The 17,809-nt window shown below is 66.4% G+C and carries 12 protein-coding genes; 10 read left to right on the top strand and 2 right to left on the bottom strand.

Annotated elements, in window-relative coordinates; translation table 11 throughout:
- Window positions 1–13 precede the first annotated feature (13 nt).
- From prsK to AQZ50_RS04425, 4 genes are read left to right on the top strand one after another with little or no spacing between them, the layout of a single operon-like run.
- A complete protein-coding gene (gene prsK, locus AQZ50_RS04440) occupies window positions 14–2,140 on the top strand; it encodes an XrtA/PEP-CTERM system histidine kinase PrsK (RefSeq protein WP_067743131.1) in 2,127 nt (708 codons plus the stop codon).
- A complete protein-coding gene (gene prsR, locus AQZ50_RS04435; RefSeq protein ID WP_067743128.1) occupies window positions 2,137–3,501 on the top strand; it encodes a PEP-CTERM-box response regulator transcription factor in 1,365 nt (454 codons plus the stop codon). Before prsK ends, prsR begins: the two co-directional genes overlap by 4 nt.
- The gene (locus tag AQZ50_RS04430; RefSeq protein ID WP_082703407.1) at window positions 3,467–5,152 is read left to right on the top strand and encodes a tetratricopeptide repeat protein; all 1,686 of its coding nucleotides are present in this window, start codon (window positions 3,467–3,469) and stop codon (window positions 5,150–5,152) included. The genes prsR and AQZ50_RS04430 overlap by 35 nt, the downstream gene beginning before the upstream one ends.
- Before the next feature lie 53 nt (window positions 5,153–5,205).
- Window positions 5,206–6,264: a CaiB/BaiF CoA transferase family protein gene (locus tag AQZ50_RS04425; RefSeq protein ID WP_067743833.1), complete on the top strand. Its 1,059-nt coding sequence runs from the start codon at window positions 5,206–5,208 to the stop codon at window positions 6,262–6,264.
- Window positions 6,265–6,270: 6 nt separating this feature from the next.
- Here the strand turns inward: AQZ50_RS04425 and AQZ50_RS04420 are convergent, their stop codons facing one another.
- Both AQZ50_RS04420 and panB read right to left on the bottom strand, forming a co-directional pair.
- A complete protein-coding gene (locus AQZ50_RS04420; RefSeq protein ID WP_067743126.1) occupies window positions 6,271–7,293 on the bottom strand; it encodes a DUF475 domain-containing protein in 1,023 nt (340 codons plus the stop codon).
- A 43-nt stretch (window positions 7,294–7,336) separates the two neighbouring features.
- Entirely contained in the window at window positions 7,337–8,218 is an 882-nt protein-coding gene (gene panB / locus AQZ50_RS04415) for a 3-methyl-2-oxobutanoate hydroxymethyltransferase (RefSeq protein WP_067743123.1), read from the bottom strand.
- A 217-nt stretch (window positions 8,219–8,435) separates the two neighbouring features.
- Between panB and AQZ50_RS04410 the strand changes: the two genes are divergently transcribed.
- The 6 genes from AQZ50_RS04410 (at window position 8,436) to AQZ50_RS04385 (ending at window position 17,595) form a co-directional block, all read left to right on the top strand.
- Window positions 8,436–9,956 (top strand): amino acid permease, encoded by a 1,521-nt coding sequence (locus AQZ50_RS04410; RefSeq protein ID WP_067743120.1) that lies wholly within the window; start codon window positions 8,436–8,438, stop codon window positions 9,954–9,956.
- Window positions 9,957–10,090: 134 nt separating this feature from the next.
- On the top strand, window positions 10,091–10,843 hold the full coding sequence (locus AQZ50_RS04405; protein WP_231730107.1) for a hypothetical protein: 753 nt from the start codon (window positions 10,091–10,093) through the stop codon (window positions 10,841–10,843).
- Window positions 10,740–12,326, top strand: a complete 1,587-nt coding sequence (locus tag AQZ50_RS04400; RefSeq protein ID WP_067743117.1) for a DUF6504 family protein — start codon at window positions 10,740–10,742, stop codon at window positions 12,324–12,326. The genes AQZ50_RS04405 and AQZ50_RS04400 overlap by 104 nt, the downstream gene beginning before the upstream one ends.
- 98 nt (window positions 12,327–12,424) lie before the next feature.
- Complete coding sequence (locus AQZ50_RS04395) at window positions 12,425–13,447, top strand: acyltransferase family protein (protein WP_067743114.1); 1,023 nt, start codon at window positions 12,425–12,427, stop codon at window positions 13,445–13,447.
- A gap of 77 nt (window positions 13,448–13,524) precedes the next feature.
- Window positions 13,525–14,241 carry a TIGR03915 family putative DNA repair protein gene (locus AQZ50_RS04390; protein WP_067743111.1) on the top strand — a complete coding sequence of 239 codons (717 nt, stop codon included), beginning with the start codon at window positions 13,525–13,527 and terminating at the stop codon, window positions 14,239–14,241.
- 6 nt (window positions 14,242–14,247) lie between these two features.
- Window positions 14,248–17,595: an error-prone DNA polymerase gene (locus AQZ50_RS04385; RefSeq protein ID WP_067743108.1), complete on the top strand. Its 3,348-nt coding sequence runs from the start codon at window positions 14,248–14,250 to the stop codon at window positions 17,593–17,595.
- The last annotated feature ends 214 nt before the right edge of the window (window positions 17,596–17,809 follow it).

The raw sequence follows: 17,809 nt of genomic DNA, 5'->3' as shown, positions 1-17,809 counted from the left end.
TGGCCGCCGGGTTATGAGACACTGGCTCAACTGGACCACGACCGGGCGCTGGATGGACCTGGCGGCAGCCTTTGTCGCCATGCTGCTGGTGGTCTGGCTGATCGACCGCCACCGGCGGCGCAAAGGGACCGGCCGCGCGGAAATCGTTGCGGTGGCGTTGACTGCGCTCTGGTGCCTGATCTGTTCGGCTTCAGGCGGGCGCAGTGTGCTGGCGACGCTGGGGGAAGTTGCGCGCAATCTCGCCTGGCTGATGGTCGTGCTCGGCCTGTTTGCGCGCGACAACCGCGACGAGACGGTGCGCCCGGTGCGCCCGGTGCTCGCGGTGCTCGCGCTGGTCGAGCTGTTTCAGATCGCGCTGACCATGTTGGCCGCGCGGTTTGCCGAATTTCCGGCGGCGGGAACGATGATCGGGCAATTGTCCGACCTGTTTCACTTGCTGATGACCACCGGCGCGCTGGTGCTGGTACACAATCTCTATGTCGGCGCAGTCGCCGGGCAGCGCGCAGCGGTGCGGTGGAACTGCCTCGCGCTGGCGGTGCTGTGGGGCTATGACCTCAACTATTACACGATCGCCTACCTCGCTCGCGTCGTCCCCGAGGAACTGGTCGCCTTGCGCGCGCTGGCGCAAGGGGTGACGGTGATCATGGTCGGCATCGCGGCGCGTACCGGTGCGTCGCTGCGGCTGTCGCCGTCGCGCGCGGTGGCGTTTCAGTCGCTCGTGCTGCTGGTTATCGGGATCTATCTGATCGTGATGGTCGGCGCGGCGCAGTCGGTCGCCTGGGCGGGGGGCAATGCCACCGAGCTGGTTCAGCTCGGCTTTGCCTTTGTCACGACGGTCATCATTATCGGGCTGGTGCCTTCGGCGCGGCTGCGGCGCTGGCTCAATGTCGTGCTGGCCAAGCATTTCTTTCAGCACCGCTATGACTATCGCGCCGAATGGCTGCGGTTTGCGCGCACCATCGGTCGCGCCGATGCCAATGCGCAGCCGCTCCATGCGCGCGTGGTGCAGGCGGTGGCCGATATCACCGACAGCGCGCGCGGGCTGCTGCTGGTGCCGGGCGAGGGCGGCGCACTGGTGCTGGCGGCGCGCTGGCAATGGCCGACGATCGAAGTGCCCGCTTGCGCGATGGACCCGCGCGCGGTCGGCTTTCTCGAAAGCACGGGGTTCATCGTCGACCTCGACCAGGTTCGCAAGGGCACCGATCATTCGGGCGAGGTGGCGCTGATGCCTGCGTGGATGGTCGGTGAAGAGGCGATCTGGGTGTTGGTTCCGCTGCTCCATTTCGAGCGGCTGGTCGGGCTGGTGGTGCTTGGTCGCCCGGCTCTGGTGCGCGAGCTCGATTGGGAGGATTTCGATCTCCTGCGCGTGGTCGGGCAGCAATTGGCGAGCTTTCTTGCCGAACAGACAAGCCACGCGGCGCTGCTCGAGGCCAGCCGGTTCGATGAATTCAATCGGCGCATCGCCTTTGTCATGCACGACATCAAGAACCTGGCGAGCCAGCTTGCGCTGCTGGCGCGCAATGCCGAGCGTCATGCCGACAATCCCGCGTTTCGCCGCGACATGCTGGTCACGCTGCGCAACGCCGCCGACAAGCTCAACGCGCTGATCGCGCGGCTGTCGCGCTATGGCGCAGGCGCGGTCCCGGCGAGCGAGCCGCTCGATCTGGACGACGTGGTCCGCGCGATCGCGGCGCGTTGCAACGCGGCGATCGGGCGCGATCAGGTCTTTGCCGCCGACCTTCAGCCATGCCGGGTGCTTGCCGCGCGCGAACCGCTGGATCAGGTGCTGAGCCATCTGGTGCAGAATGCGCTCGATGCGACCGAGGGCGAGCTTGGGGTGGTTCTCAATTGCCGGAGCGATGGGGCGGAGGGGGTCATCGAAGTGGTCGACAGCGGCTGCGGGATGAGCGCCGATTTCGTGCGCAGCCGATTGTTCAAGCCGTTTGTCTCGACCAAGCCCGGCGGTTTCGGCATCGGCGCATTCGAGGCGCGCGAATTGATTCACGCGATGCGCGGCCGGCTCGAAGTTGAAAGCCGCGAAGCGCTGGGAAGCCGCTTTACCATCCGCCTCCCGCTTGCTCCTGCGCCTGAATTTTCCCCATCCGTTTCTCCCTTTGCGACGAAAGCAGCCGCACCATGAGCTCGATTCACCCCAAGCTGTTGATTGTCGAAGACGATCCGGGTCTTCAGGCGCAGCTCAAATGGGCCTATGAGGATTTCGACGTGCTCGTCGCCGGGGATCGCCAGACTGCGATAGCGCTGCTGCGCGCCGAAGAGCCGCCGGTGGTCACGCTCGATCTCGGCTTGCCGCCCGATCCCGACGGCGTGAGCGAGGGCTTTGCCATCCTCGACGAGATCATGGCGTTGAAACCCGATACCAAAGTGATCGTCGCATCGGGCCATGGTGCGCGCGAATCCGCGCTGCGCGCGATTCAGCGCGGCGCCTATGATTTCTATGCCAAGCCGATCGACATCGACGCACTCGGGCTGATCGTGCGGCGCGCGTTGCATGTGTGGAAGCTTGAGCAGGAAAACCGTCTGCTGGCCGAACGCGCGCCAGAGGATCATCGCGTGCTTGGCCGGTTGATTACCGCCGCGCCCGAAATGGTCAAAGTCGCGCGCACGATCGAGCGCGTGGCCAATACCAATGTCTCGGTCATGCTGCTGGGCGCGAGCGGGACGGGCAAGGAATTGCTGGCGCGCGGGCTGCATGATGCGTCGAGCCGCGCGCGCGGTGCGTTTGTGGCGATCAACTGCGCCGCGATCCCCGAAAACCTGCTCGAAAGCGAGCTGTTCGGGCATGAAAAGGGCGCCTTTACCGGCGCGGTCAAAACCACCGAAGGCAAGATCGAACAAGCCAGCGGCGGCACGCTGTTCCTCGATGAAGTCGGCGACATCCCGCTGCAATTGCAGGTCAAGCTGTTGCGCTTTTTGCAGGAACGCACGATCGAACGGATCGGCGGGCGCCGCTCGATCGAAGTCGACACGCGCATCGTCTGCGCCACGCACCAAAATCTCGACGCGATGATCGCCGACGGGCGGTTTCGTGAAGATCTCTATTACCGCCTCGCCGAAATCGTCGTGCGCATTCCGGGGCTTGCCGATCGTCCGGGCGATGCGGTTCTGCTCGCGCGCGCGTTTCTGGCGCGCTTTTCCGCCGAGATGAACCCGGCGATCAAGGGCTTCGCCGCCGACGCGCTGGCCGCAATCGACGGCTGGGGCTGGCCCGGCAATGTGCGCGAACTGGAAAACCGGCTGAAGCGCGCGGTGATCATGGCCGACGGCAAGCTGGTCACTGCCGCCGACCTCGATCTGGCCGAACCGGGCGCGGCCGAGGATCAGACGCTCAATCTGAAATCCGCGCGCGAAGCGACCGACCGACGGATGATTCGCCACGCTCTGGCGCGCAGCGACGGCAATATCACCAATACCGCGCGCCTTCTCGGGATCAGCCGGCCGACGCTTTATGACTTGCTCAAGCAGTACGACCTTCAACATTAGGCGCGGCGCTCTGCTCGCCCTGGCGCTTGGCGGCGCGACGGTTGCCAGCGGTGGCGACACCGCGATCGATGCCGCGCGCCGCGAGGCCGATGCCGCGATCACCCGGCACGATCCCGTCTCGGCCGAAGTGGGCTTGCGCAAGGTGATCGCGCGCACCCATGCCGACAATGCCCTGCGCGCCTGGTTGGCCGAGGCGCTGTTTGCGCAAGGCGACAGCGCCGGGGCGACGGCGGCGCTCGATGGCGGGCCGATGACGCCCGACAGTGCCGGGCTCGGCTGGCGCGTGCGCGGGCAGATCGCGCTCGCCGATGGTCGCCTCGACGCAGCAGCTGCGGCATTCGATCAGGCGTTGCAGCGTGCGCCCGACGATGCCGACGTGTGGGTCGCGATCGCTTCGCTGCGCTTTACCGGGGGCGAACAGGCGCTGGCGGTGGCGGCGGCGGATCGCGCGGTGGCGCTCGATCCGCGCAACCCGCGCGCGCTGGCGCTGCGCGGCATGCTGATCCGCGAACAATACGGGCTGGCGGCATCGCTGCCGTGGTTTGAGGCGGCGTTGCATCTGCATCCCGACGAACCGCCGCTGCTCGATGCTTATGCCTCGACTTTGGGCGACATGGGGCAATATCGCGCGATGCTGATCGTCGCGCGCAAGCTCGCCGAGGTCGATCCGAAAAACCCGCGCCCGCGCCTGATGGAGGCGGTGCTTGCCGCGCGCGCGGGCGAGACGGGGCTGGCGCGATCAATCTTGCAACGTACCGGAACGGCGTTTCGCGACATGCCCGCGGCGCTGCTGCTGTCGGGGGTGCTCGACTATCGCGCGGGCAATTTCGACTTGTCGGTCGGCGCGTTCGAACGGCTGGTGCGGATGCAGCCCGACAACATGGTTGCGCGGCATCTGCTGGCGCGCGCGCTCGCGGCCAAAGGCGACTGGCGACGGGTGGTCGATCTGTTCGACGGCGATGTCGCGGCGGGGCGCGCCGGGCCGGACCTGACCGCGCTGGTGGGCCAGGCCTGGAACCGGCTGGCCGGGCGGGAAAGCGCAGCGCGGGCGAATGGGGACCGCGCTCGCGGGCAGACGCTGATCGCGCGCGCCGCCGCGATGCGTGGGCTGCAGGGGGCGGCGCCGCTTGCCGGCAATGGGGCGCTGTCGGTGCTGGCGCAGCATTATGACGACAATCCGCGTCTTGCCGCCAACGCCGTGCCGTATATTCGCGCGCTGCTTGCCGCGCATCAGGCTGACGTGGCACAACCCGTGGCAGATCGCTTGCGCGATGAAAATGCCGGAAACGCCGATGCGCAGATGTTGGCCGGCGACGTCCGGATGATGCGCGGCGATGCGCGCTCGGCGTTGATCGACTATACCAATGCCGCCGCGATCCGTTTCAACGAGGCGGTGCTGGTGCGCATGGACAGCGCCTTGCGCGCGGCCGGGCGGGCGGGCGATGCCGACGGCATGACGTCGCGCTATCTGGCGCAGAACCCGGAAAGCGCGGTGGCGATGACGCTGCTGGCGGCGGGCTGGGCGGGCAATCCGGCGCGCGCGGCCGATCTTGCCGCCCTGCGCAAGGCGATGCTGGCGCGCGGGACGGACCTGCCGCTTGCAGGAGGCGCACCAAAAGCCCCCTCGACAACAAGGGCAAAGGCGGGTTAATCGGCATTTCAATCGATCGATTAAATGGTCGTGAAAATTGCGGAGAGATGGACATGCCCGGCGCGCTCGAAGGATTGACCGTACTCGAATTTGCCGGAATCGGCCCGGGCCCGTTTGCCGCGATGATGCTGGCCGACCATGGCGCGCGGGTGATCCGCATCGAACGGCCGGGCAACACGGCCCGCGTCGGCGATGCGGGTAACCGCGACATTCTCAACCGCAATCGCGAGCGGCTCGCGCTCGACATGAAAGACCCCGCCGCGATCGGCCGCATTCGCGAACTGGCGTGCGAGGCCGACGTGGTGATCGAAGGATTTCGCCCCGGTGTGATGGAGCGGCTGGGGCTGGGGCCCGACGTCTTGCTCGCGGACAATCCGCGCCTGGTCTATGGGCGGATGACCGGCTGGGGGCAGGACGGGCCGATGGCGCCGTTGGCCGGGCATGACATCAACTATATCGCCGTGTCGGGCGCGCTGCACACGTATGGCCAGGCGGGGGGCAAGCCGGTGTTTCCGGTCAATGCGGTGGGCGATTTCGGCGGCGGCGGCATGCTGATGGCGTTTGGCGTCATGGCGGCGGTCCATTCGGCGCAGCGCACCGGCAAAGGGCAGGTGGTAGATTGCGCGATGGTCGATGGCGCGGCGATTCTCTCGGCGATGACCTGGAGCTTTTTCGGCAACGGCCAGTGGCGCGATCAGCGCGGGGTCAACCTGCTCGATGGCGGCGCCCATTTCTACGACACGTATGAAACCGCCGACGGCAAGTGGATTTCGATCGGGGCGATCGAGCCGCAATTCTATGCGCTTTTGCTCGAACGCACCGGCCTGAAGGACGATCCCGAATTCGCGCGGCAGATGGACCCGGGGGCATGGGCCCCGCTGAAGGAGCGCGTCGCCGCCTTGTTTCTGACCAAAACGCGCGAGGAATGGTGCGCCTTGCTCGACGGCACCGATGCCTGCTTTGCCCCGGTGCTGAGCCTGGCCGAAGCGCCGCACCATCCGCACAACGCCGCGCGCGGCACGTTTGTCGAGGATGGCGGCATGGTCATGCCCGCGCCTGCGCCCCGGTTTTCGGGCACGCCCGCGCCCGCGCCGCGTCTTGGGGGCAAATGACGCGGATCAGGCCGTTCGCCGCGATGCCCATAGCGACAGGCCGATCAGCACCGCGCCGATCAGGCCGGTGATCGTTTCGGGAATGGCGATCCGCGCGGAGGCGAGCATGATCAGGCCGAGCGCGATGATCGCCCAGAATGCGCCGTGTTCGAGAAAGCGGTATTGCGCGAGCGTGCCCTGGCGCACCAGCAAGAGCGTGATCGAGCGCACGAACATTGCCCCGACCGACAGGCCGAGCGCGATGATCACCATGTTGTTCGACAGCGCAAAGGCGCCGATCACCCCGTCAAAGCTGAACGATGAATCGAGCACGTTGAGATAGATAAAGCCGCCGAGGCCCGAGCGGATCATGACGCCCGCCGCCCGCCGCGCCGCTTCGTGCGATTCAAGCAGCGTACCGATCGCCTCGACCGCAACATGGGCGACGATCCCGCCAAGCCCCGCTTCGACAAAGACCAGCGCTTCGTGCCCCGGCAGCGTGCGCGCGATCAGCATCAGCAGCCCGAGCACGAGCGCAATGGCCAGCGCGCGGATCTGGCCGAATGTCGCCAAAGGCCGCTCGATCCAGCCGAGCCAGTGTACTGCCTTGTCCTCGTCCAGGAAATAGCCGAGCCCGACGAGCAGCAGGAACGCCCCGCCGAACCCGGCGATCGCGCCGTGCGCGCTGCTGACGATCGCCTCGTACCGCGCCGGTTCGGTCAACGACAGTACCAGCGCATCGACCGGCCCGAGCCCGGCCGCCAGCGCGACGATCGCCAGCGGAAAGACCACGCGCATGCCGAATACCGCGATCAGCATGCCCCAGGTCAGAAACCGGCGCTGCCACACCGCATCCATGTCGGCAAGCACGGCGGCATTGACCACCGCATTGTCGAACGACAGCGAGATTTCGAGCACGGCCAGCACGATAACGATCCATGCGAACCCCGCCGTCGCGGCCGGCGAACCGGTGTCGAGCCAGCCATAGGCCAGCGCGGCGATGAGCGCGACAAGCGTGAACGCCACAGATCCGGCAAATTGACGCAGCAAGGCGGGTCTCCATTGATCTCTCCCGATGCCGGGGAGGGATGTCTTACGGCTTTGGCGCGCGCGGCTGATAGGTCTGTTCGGGCCCCGGAAATGTCCGGGCGCGCACGTCGGCGGCATAGCGGGCTGCCGCTGCGCCGATCGTTTCGGCGATGTTTTCATAGACTTTGACAAAGCGCGGGACGCGTTCGAACAGGCCGAGCATGTCTTCGGCGACAAGCACTTGCCCGTCGCAGCGGGCCGAGGCGCCGATGCCGATGGTCGGGCACGCGACTTGCCCGGTAATCGCCACGGCAATCGGTTCGACCACGCCTTCGATCACGATCGCAAAGGCGCCTGCCGCATCGAGCGCGCGCGCATCGGCCATGATCTTGTCGGCCTCTGCCTCGGTGCGCCCGCGCGCATTGTATCCGCCCAGCACATTGACCGCCTGCGGGGTCAGTCCGACATGGCCCATCACCGGGATGCCCCGGCGGGTCAGAAAGGCGACCGTTTCGGCCATTGCCTCGCCACCTTCGAGCTTGATCCCGGCGCAGCCGGTTTCCTTCATGATTCGCGCGGCGCTGGCAAAGGCGGCCTCGGGCGAAGCTTCGTATGTCCCAAAGGGCATGTCGACGATCACGGCCGCGTGATAGCTGCCGCGCACCACCGCCGCGCCATGCGCGATCATCATGTCGAGCGTGACCGGCACGCTCGACGGCAGGCCATAGATCACCTGCCCCAGCGAATCCCCGACCAGCAGCAGATCGCAATGCGCATCGAGCAATTGCGCAGACCGCGCGGTATAGGCGGTCAGCATCACGATCGGTTCTGCGGTTGCGCCGTCGACTTTGCGCTGGCGCACGTCGGGCACGGTCAGGCGCTTCATCGGGGCAGGTGTCGGGTGGGCCCGGCTGGTTGATGTATCGAGCTGAAACGTCGTGGACATGCTGCTTTACCCGGTGTCGCAAGATAGTCTCGCGCTGGTCGGGCGTTTTTGCGCATTGCACAAGGCAAAAAGCGCTTTGCCGGGGCCATTCGTGCGTCTAGCGTCAATTCCCACAACCTGGTTTCCGTTGCAACCGGGGTGATCCCGGCGCATTCCCCAGCAGGGTGGCGCCGCGATGGCCGGGGGTTCTTGCTGCGGACCAAGGCGGGAGAATTCAATGTTTGGTCGCGTCAAATCACTCGACGCCATTTTAGCCACGGCCGAGAAAAAATCGCTGCATCGCACGCTCGGCGCGTTTCAATTGACCATGCTCGGGGTCGGCGCCGTGATCGGCACCGGGATTTTCGTGCTGACTGCGGAGGCCGCGCAAAAGGCGGGGCCGGGCATGATGCTCAGCTTTGTCATCGCCGGTTTCGTCTGCGCGGTGGCGGCGCTGTGCTATGCCGAAATGGCCGCGATGGTGCCGGTTTCGGGATCGGCCTATACTTACAGCTATGCCGTGATGGGCGAACTGGTCGCGTGGATGGTCGGTTGGGCGCTGATCCTCGAATACGCGATTGCGGCGGGCGCGGTGGCGGTCGGTTGGTCCGGCTATATGATCGGGTTTGTCCAGAACAGTTTCCATGTCACGGTCCCGCTCGAATTCGTGCGCGGGCCGTTTGACGGCGGGCTGATCAATCTGCCGGCGATGGCGATCGCGGCGGTGATCACCGTGCTGCTGGTACTGGGCACCAAGGAAAGCGCGACGGTCAATGCGATTCTCGTCGCGATCAAGATCGCCGCGCTGTCGCTGTTTGTCGCGTTGACGCTGCCGGTGATCCGCTCGGGCCATTTCGTTCCGTTTGCGCCGCTCGGCTTCACCGGGATTTCCGGCGCGGCGGCGTCGATCTTCTTTGCCTATGTCGGGTTTGATGCGGTTTCGACTGCGGCGGAAGAGACGACCAATCCGCAACGCAACATGCCGATCGGCCTGATCGGCAGTCTGGCGATCTGTACGGTGTTCTACATGCTGGTGGCTGCCGGGGTGATCGGCACGGTCGGCGCGCAGCCGGTGTTCGGGCCGGGCCATGTCGCACTCGATCCGGGTACGCCCGCGCTGTCGCATGCCTGCTCTGCGATTCACGACAATGCGGTGGTCTGTTCAAAGGAAGCGCTGGCCTGGACGCTGCGTCAGGTCGGTTATCCGTTTGTCGGCTGGCTGGTCGGTGCGGCGGCGATCCTTGCGCTGCCTTCGGTCATCCTGATGATGATGTTTGGCCAGACCCGCATCTTTTTCGTGATGAGCCGCGATGGACTGCTGCCCGAGTTTTTCTCCAAGGTGCATCCGAAATTCCATACGCCGCATGTGATCACCGTGCTGACCGGGATTTTCGTTGCGCTGTTTGCGGCGTTCTTCCCGGTCGGTCTGTTGGCCGACGTGTCGAATTCGGGGACACTGTTTGCCTTTGCCGCAGTGTCGATCGCGGTGTTGGTGCTGCGCCGGACCGACGCCGGGCGCCGCCGTCCGTTTCGTACCCCGGCGGTGTGGGTGATCGCGCCGATCTCGATCGCGGGCTGTCTCTATCTGTTTGTCAGCCTGTCGGCGGCGACGATGGAACTGTTCGTCGGCTGGGCGCTGGTCGGGCTCGTCGTCTATTATGCCTATAGCCGCAGCCGCAGCCATGTCGGACGCGGTCTCTTTGAAGTGCATGAAGAAGACAGCGATCTGCCGCCGAGTTCGGTGCCGCCGATCGAGTGATCTGCGGTTTGCCCAGAAACTGTGTTTGTAAGGATACGTTGTTTGCAGGGAAACGGGCCGGGGCGCGAAAGCGTTTCCCGGCCCGTTGCCGTTGGCGGTTGCGCAATCGGAAAATAAGAACATAATAAGAACAAATGACCCGATTCGCCCCCACCTTGCCGCACAGTTCCAATCCTCCCCGGATCGGGGGAGATAGGCGCGCAACGCGCTGGCGGCCGGGCCTGCGCGGCGAAGCGGGCGGGGCCTGTCACCATGCCGAGATCTTTGCCTCCGCCGACGAGGCGAGCGGTGCGGCGTTTGCGCTGGCGCTGGCCATCGATGCGGCGGACGAAAGTGTCGATCATCGCCCCTGGCTGTGGGTGCAGGACAAGGCGGCGATCCGCCTGTCGGGTCGGCCCTATCGCCCCGGTTTGCCCGAAGCCTTGCGCCACCGCCTGATCCATGTCGCGGCCGACCGGGCAGAGGATGCCCTGTTTGCGCTCGAAGAGGGGCTGCGCTGTCGCGACCTCGCTTTCGTGATCGGCGAAATTGCGGGCAATCCGAGGGCGCTCGATTTTACCGCGTCGCGTCGGTTGAGCCTGGTGGCGGAGCGCCATGGCGTGCCCTTGTGGCTGGTGCGGCTGGCGGCGCGGCACGATCTCGGCTCGGCGCGGATGCGCTGGGATGTCGCCGCCGCGCCCAGTCCGCCGCCGCGCTGGAATCCGCAAGGCCCCGGCGATCCGCGCTGGCGGGCAGACTTGTTTCGCGCGCATGTTTTTCAACCCGGACAATGGATGCTTGGTCATGATGGAGAACGGCAGGCTCTCGCCGTCTTCGCGCCGGATCATGGCGGCATGGTGCCCGGCGCTGGCGATCGACCGCTGGCGGCTGAACAGCGCAGCGCTTGAAGCCGCGCCCGATGCGCCGTTGGTGCTGGTCGGCGAAACCGCGCATGGCCCGCGCATTGTTGCCGCGTCCGCCTCGGCGCGGCAGGCGGGCGGGCGCGTGGGCGCCTTGCTGGCCGATGCGCGCGCGCTGACGCCGGGACTGATTGTTCATCCCGCCGATCCGGCGGGCGATCGGGCATTTCTGGAATCGCTGGCGCTCTGGGCACAGCGCTGGGGCCCGTGGAGCGCGCTGGACCCGCCCGATGGATTGATCGTCGATGTGACCGGGGTGGCGCACTTGTTCGGGGGCGAAGCCGCCTTGATGGCCGATGCGCAAAGCTGTTTTGCCGCGCGCGGTCTGTCGATGCGGCTGGCGATCGCGCCGAGTGCCGGGGCGGCCTGGGCGCTGGCGCATTATGGCCGCGATCATGGCACTTTGTCGCCTGATGCCGATCCGCTGATGGCGCTGGCCGATCTGCCCGTGGCGGCGCTGCGGCTCGATGATGCGGTCGTGCTCCTGCTCGAACGGCTGGGGCTGAAGCGCATCGGCGATCTGGCGACGATCGGTCGGGCGGCGCTGGCGCGGCGGTTTCGCGACCGGCGCGCCCCGGCGGCCAATCCGCTGGTGCGGCTCGATCAGATGGCCGGGCGCGTGCCCGAACCGATCCTGCCGGTGCTCGCGGCTCCGGTGCCGCTGGTGCAGCGGCGCCTGATCGAGCCGGTGCGACACCGCGCCTTGCTCGACCGCGTGGTCGAAGATCTCGCCATGGCGCTTGCGCGCCGTCTGGAGACGATGGGGCAGGGCGCGCGCAGGCTCGATCTGACGATGTGGAAAGTCGATGGCGAAGTCCTGCGGCGCCGGATCGAACTGGCGGCGGCAACGCGCGATCCGGCGCATGTCATGCGGCTGTTTGCGCATCGGCTCGACGATTGCGATGCCGGTTTCGGCATCGAACTGGTGCGTCTGTCCGCCCCCTGGGCCGAGCCGCTGGCGCTGACCCAGACCGATCTCGATGCGGCGGCAGAGGCGCATGGCACCAGTCTTGCCGCCTGTCTTGACCGACTGACCGTGCGGCTGGGCGCCGATGCCGTGCGCATGACGGTCCCGCGCGCCAGCCACATGCCCGAACGCGCGCAGCATTGGGTCGCCCCGGCCCCGGCTCTGGCCCTGGCCCCGGCCTTGCGCGTTCAGGAAGAACCGGCCTTGCATGCCCGACCGCTGAAACTGCTCGACCTCGCCGAGCCGATTGCGGTGATTTATGAAGCGCCCGATGGTCTGCCGCGCCTGTTCCGCTGGCGCGGGCAGGTCCACGAGATTGCCCGCGCCGAAGGGCCCGAACGGATCGCGCCGGAATGGTGGCGCGAAAAGGGCGGGGCGCGGCTGCGCGATTATTACCGCATCGAGGACAGCGCAGGGCGCCGCTACTGGATCTATCGCCGGGGTCTGGCGGGCGACGGACGCGGCGGCGCGCCGGAATGGTTCCTGCAGGGGATCTGCGGCTAAAGCTCCGGGACCGATGCGATGGCCCGTGCGGCCGGGGCGGGTCGAGCGTAGCCACTATCATCGGATTTCCAGCCGGGAAGCTTGGTGATGGTGATAAATTGAGCGGGCGGCGCATCGAATGGCTCGATCTGGCAAGGGGCATCGGCATCGTGCTTGTCGTGGCCGGCCATGCCGAGCGCGGGCTGATGGCGGCCCATATCGCGCGCGCCGCCAGCTGGCGGCTGTTCGACTTTGGCCTCTACACGTTTCACATGCCGTTGTTCATGCTGCTCGCCGGGCTCAATGTATCGGGCTCGTTGCGGCGCGGGCGCGGGGATTTCCTGCGCGGCAAGCTGTGGACGATCGCCTGGCCTTATGTGCTGTGGTCGCTGGTGCAGGGGACCATGCTGGTGCTCTTGTCGGGGATGACCAACGGGCATGGCGATTGGACGGCGCTGGCGAAAATCGCCTGGCAGCCGATTTCACCGTTCTGGTTCCTTTATGCGCTGATGGTCTACATGTTCGTCGTGGCGCTGGTCGGGGTTCGCGCGCGGGTGCTGGTGCCGCTGGCCCTGGTCGGGATGCTGGTCAGTCATGGTCTCGATGGCGACACCATCGCGCATCAGATCTGTCATCAGGCGGTGTTTTTCGTAGCCGGGGTGCTCGCTGCGGATCGGATCAGGGCGCTGCCGGCGCGGCCCGGCCTGTTGCCGCTGATGGCGGTGCTGTGGGGCGGGGCGGCGCTGCTTGTGCCGATCCTTGGGGAGGCGCCCTATCTGAAGCCGGCGGCCTTGCCCGCTGCGGCGTGCGGGATCGTGTTCGTGCTCATGCTGGCGCGGGTTTTGGCGGGCAGCGTGGTGCAGCCGCTGTTCGTGCAGTTGGGGCGCGCCTCGATGACGATCTATGTCATGCATATTCTGGGCACGGCGGGGGCGCGGATCGCGTTGACGCGGCTGCATGTGCCGCAACAGGCGATGATTTATTGGATTGTCTGCACGGCGGTCGGTCTGGGGCTGCCCTGGCTGGCGCACGCGATCCTGGCGCGGTGCAATGCGCTGGCTCCGCTCGGCCTTGCCCCGCGCAAGCGTATCGCGCCGCGACGGCCGCCTGCGGTGATCGTCATGGCGCCGGCGGGCAGGTGATAACGGGGTTCTGACTTGCCCACATGGCTCTCCACCGGGGCACTGGTTTTTTCTGAAATAGAACATATAGGGAACGAATGACTCAGATTTCCACGCTCGAAAAGCGCGCAAGTCCGACCGGCACGGCTCCATACGATGCGCCGTCTTTCGATGTCTGGCGCGATGCGGCGCGGCGGCTGATTCAGGCCGGTGTCGCACCCGAACGGGTCGCCTGGACGCCTTTGGGCGAAGCGTCGGTCGATGCGCCTGCCGACGATGCGCTGTCGGTACGCACCTCGCGCGGCTATCTCGATCTTGCCCAAAGCGCGGTGCTTCATGCCGATCCGGCGCGGTTTGCGCTGCTCTATCGCCTGCTTTGGCGGCTGCAATCCGCGCCCCGGCTGATGGAGGCCCGCGCCGATGCCGATATGCGCGCGATCGATGCCATGGCCCGCGATGTTCGCCGCGACATGCACAGGATGCGCGCTTTCGTGCGTTTTCGCATGGCCGATGGCGGGCATCATGTCGCCTGGTTTGAGCCCGAACACCATATTCTCGATGCCAATGCCGCCTTCTTCGTGCGCCGCTTTGCCGCGCTGCGCTGGTCGATCCTGACGCCGCTGGGCACCTTGCATTGGGATGGCACCCTTTTGCGCAAGGGCCCCCCGGCGGTTCGCGCCGACTTGCCCGCAGGCGATCCGGTCGCGGCGCAGTGGCGCACCTATCGCGCGGGCATGCGCGACCCGCGCGCGCCGGAGCCAGTGAGGCATACCGACGATTGTGCTGCGCTCGCGCAGCGGTTGTCCGGGGGGTAAGGGGCCATGCCCGAGCTGTCGCGCGCTTTCGAGCGCCGCCATGCCGCGCCCGACGGGCCGCTCGCGCCGCCACAGCGGGCGCCGTTTGTCGAGCTTGGGCTGATGAGCTGTTTTTCGTTTCTGCGCGGGGCGTCGGACCCGGTCGATCTGATCACCGGCGCGCGCGCGCTGGGTTATGACGCAGTCGGCATTGCCGATGTCAATTCGCTGGCCGGGGTGGTGCGGTTTCATGTCGAGGCACGCGCGCTCGGGCTTCGGCCCGTGATCGGCTGCCGCATCGAGACGACGGAGGGGCTGTCGTTCCTGGCCTATCCGCGCGATCGCGCCGGGTATGGACGGCTGTGTCGGCTGATTTCGGCGGGGCGCATGGCGACGCCCGAGGGCGAGTGGCAGGAAAAGGGGCGTTGCGACATCACGCTGGCGATGCTCGCCGCGCATGGCGAAGGGATCGAACTCGTGCTGATCCCGCCGCGCGATCTCCGACAGGTCATGACGATCGCGGTGCCGGGCAATGTCGTGCCGCTGGGCGGCGGCAATCCACCGCCTGTCACCATGCTGTCCACCGCTATTGCCGGGATTATCCCCCATCTTGTCCACAGCCTGCCGGGCCTGCGCCATGTCGCCGCCAGCCATGGCTATGGCGGCGACGATCTGGCGCGGATCAATGCGCTCGATGCGCTGGCGCGCGCACATGGGCTGACGATCATGGCGACCAACGATGTGCTCTATCACGAAGCGGCGCGGCGCCCGCTGCATGATGTGATGACCGCGATCCGCCACAAGACGACGGTCGCCGCCGCCGGGCATGGGCTCGAACCCCATGCCGAGCGGCATCTGAAATCGCCCGAAACGATGGCGCGGCTGTTTGACCGCTGGCCCCACGCGATTGCCGCCGCGCGCGCGCTGGCCGATGTCTGCACGTTTGCGCTGACCGACCTCAGCTATGAATATCCCGAGGAAATCTGCCCCGAGGGCCGCGATCCGCAGGGCTGGCTGGAACAACAGACCTGGATCGGGGCACGCTGGCGCTATCCCGACGGCCTGCCCGAAGCGGTGGCCGAAACGCTGCGGCGCGAACTGGCGCTGATCGGAAAGCTGGCGCTTCCCGCCTATTTCCTGACGATCAAGGACATCGTCGATTTCGCCCGTGCGCAAGATCCGCCGATCCTGTGTCAGGGGCGCGGTTCGGCGGCCAATTCGGCGGTGTGTTATTGCCTGGGGATCACGGCGGTCGATCCGGCGAAGCACGCGTTGCTGTTTGACCGCTTCATTTCCGAAGAGCGCAAGGAACCGCCCGACATCGACGTCGATTTCGAGCACGAGCGGCGCGAAGAAGTGATCCAGTATATCTATCGCCGTTATGGCCGCCATCGCGCCGGGCTTTGCGCCACGGTGATCCACTATCGTCCGCGCATGGCGATCCGCGAAGTGGGCAAGGCGATGGGGCTGACCGAGGATGTCACCGGGGCGCTCGCGCGCACGGTCTGGGGCAGCTGGGGCGGCGATCTTGCCGAGGGCAAGGTGGCGCAGGCCGGGCTCGACATCACCGATCCGCATTTGCGCCGGGTGATCCGCCTGGCCGAACAGATGATCGGCATGCCGCGCCATCTGTCGCAGCATGTCGGCGGGTTTATCCTGACGCAAGGTCCGCTGATCGAGACGGTGCCGGTGGGCAACGGCGCGATGCCCGAGCGCAGTTTCATCGAATGGGACAAGGATGACATCGACGCGCTCGGCATTCTGAAAGTCGACGTGCTGGCGCTGGGCATGCTGACGTGCATCCGCAAATGCCTCGATCTGCTGGGCGCGCATCATGGCCGCGACCTGACGCTGGCCACTGTCCCGCGCGAAGATCCGGCGGTCTACGACATGCTGTGCCGGGGGGATTCACTCGGCGTGTTTCAGGTCGAAAGCCGGGCGCAGATGAGCATGCTGCCGCGCCTCGCCCCGCGCGAATTCTACGATCTGGTGGTCGAAGTGGCGATTGTTCGCCCGGGGCCGATTCAGGGCGACATGGTGCACCCCTATCTCAAGCGGCGGCGCGGCGACGAGCCCGTCGTCATCCCCGCGCCCGATCCGCGCCATGGACCGCCCGACGAACTGACCTCGATTCTCGCGCGCACCTATGGCGTGCCGATCTTTCAGGAACAGGCGATGAAAATCGCGCTCGACGCGGCGAAGTTTTCCAGCGCGGAGGCCAATCGGCTGCGCAAGGCGATGGCGACATTCCGCAGCCGGGGCATGGTCCACGAGTTGGAGGACATGATGGTCGGGCGGATGATCGCGCGCGGCTATGACCCCGACTTTTCCGCGCGCTGTTTCAACCAGATCAAGGGCTTTGGCGAATACGGCTTTCCCGAAAGCCACGCGGCGAGCTTTGCGCTGCTGGTCTATGTTTCAAGCTGGCTGAAATGCCATTACCCGGCGGCCTTTGCCTGCGGCCTGCTCAATTCGCAGCCGATGGGGTTTTATGCGCCCGCGCAGATCGTGCGCGATGCGCGCGATCATGGCGTCGCGGTGCATCCGCCGGACGTGAACCACAGCGAATGGGACTGCACGCTGGAAGGCGATGCGCTGCGGCTGGGGCTGCGGCAGATCGACGGCTTTGGCGAAATCCATGCCGCCGCGCTGATCGCCGCGCGTCAGCACGAAGGGCGCTATGGCGATCTCGCCGATGTGCGTGCGCGTGCGGGGCTGTCGCCGACCGTGATCGAGCGGCTGGCGGCGGCCGATGCGTTTGGTTCGCTCGGGATTTCGCGGCGCGAGGCCTTGTGGCAGGCGCGCAGCCTGATCGCCGCGCCCGATTTGCCGCTGTTTGCCGCGATGGGTGCGCGCGACGAAGGGATCGAGGCGGTGCGCACGCGCCTGCCGGTGATGCCCGCCAGCGAGGAAGTCGTCGCCGATTACCAGACGCTGCGCCTGTCGCTCAAGGCGCACCCCATGGCGTTTCTGCGCCCGCATCTGGCCGAGCGCGGCTTTGTGCGCGCCTGCGACCTTGCCACGCGAAAGGCGCGCGCGATGGTCCATGTCGCAGGCGTCGTTCTGGTGCGTCAGCAGCCGGGCAGCGCCAAAGGCGTGTGCTTCATCACGCTGGAGGACGAAACCGGGGTGATCAATCTGGTCATCTGGCCCGATCTCAAGGAAAAACAGCGCAAAGTGGTCATGGGCGCGCGCCTGATGGAAGTGCGCGGCCGCGTCGAATGCGACGAAAGCGTGATCCACGTCATCGCCGCCCACCTGACCGACGCCACCGACGATCTGGCCCGCCTGTCGGATCAGACAGCGATGCCGTCCCCCAGCCGCACGCACCCGCGGAACGCTCGCATCATCCCCAAATCCCGCGATTTCCACTGATCAAGCCAATGGAAAATGTCCTTTGCAAACCCGTGTCGGGCAAATGGCGTATCACGCCCTAATTGCAGTCGTTCAAGTGACTGTCCGAGCGTCTCGAAACCCGCCGTTCGTTCACAAGCTCAACCGCGTTACGTTCCGCCCCCGACGTCTTCCCAGCCTTGAGCCGGGAACCCGCCAGTGCTTTGACGCAATTAGGTATTGTGTCCCCCGAACT

Origin of the sequence: Novosphingobium sp. Fuku2-ISO-50, assembly GCF_001519055.1 — a bacterium.
In the GTDB taxonomy this organism is placed as follows: domain Bacteria; phylum Pseudomonadota; class Alphaproteobacteria; order Sphingomonadales; family Sphingomonadaceae; genus Novosphingobium.
The sequence above is the reverse complement of the archived record's forward strand: the minus strand, read 5'-3'. Positions and strand labels throughout refer to the sequence as shown.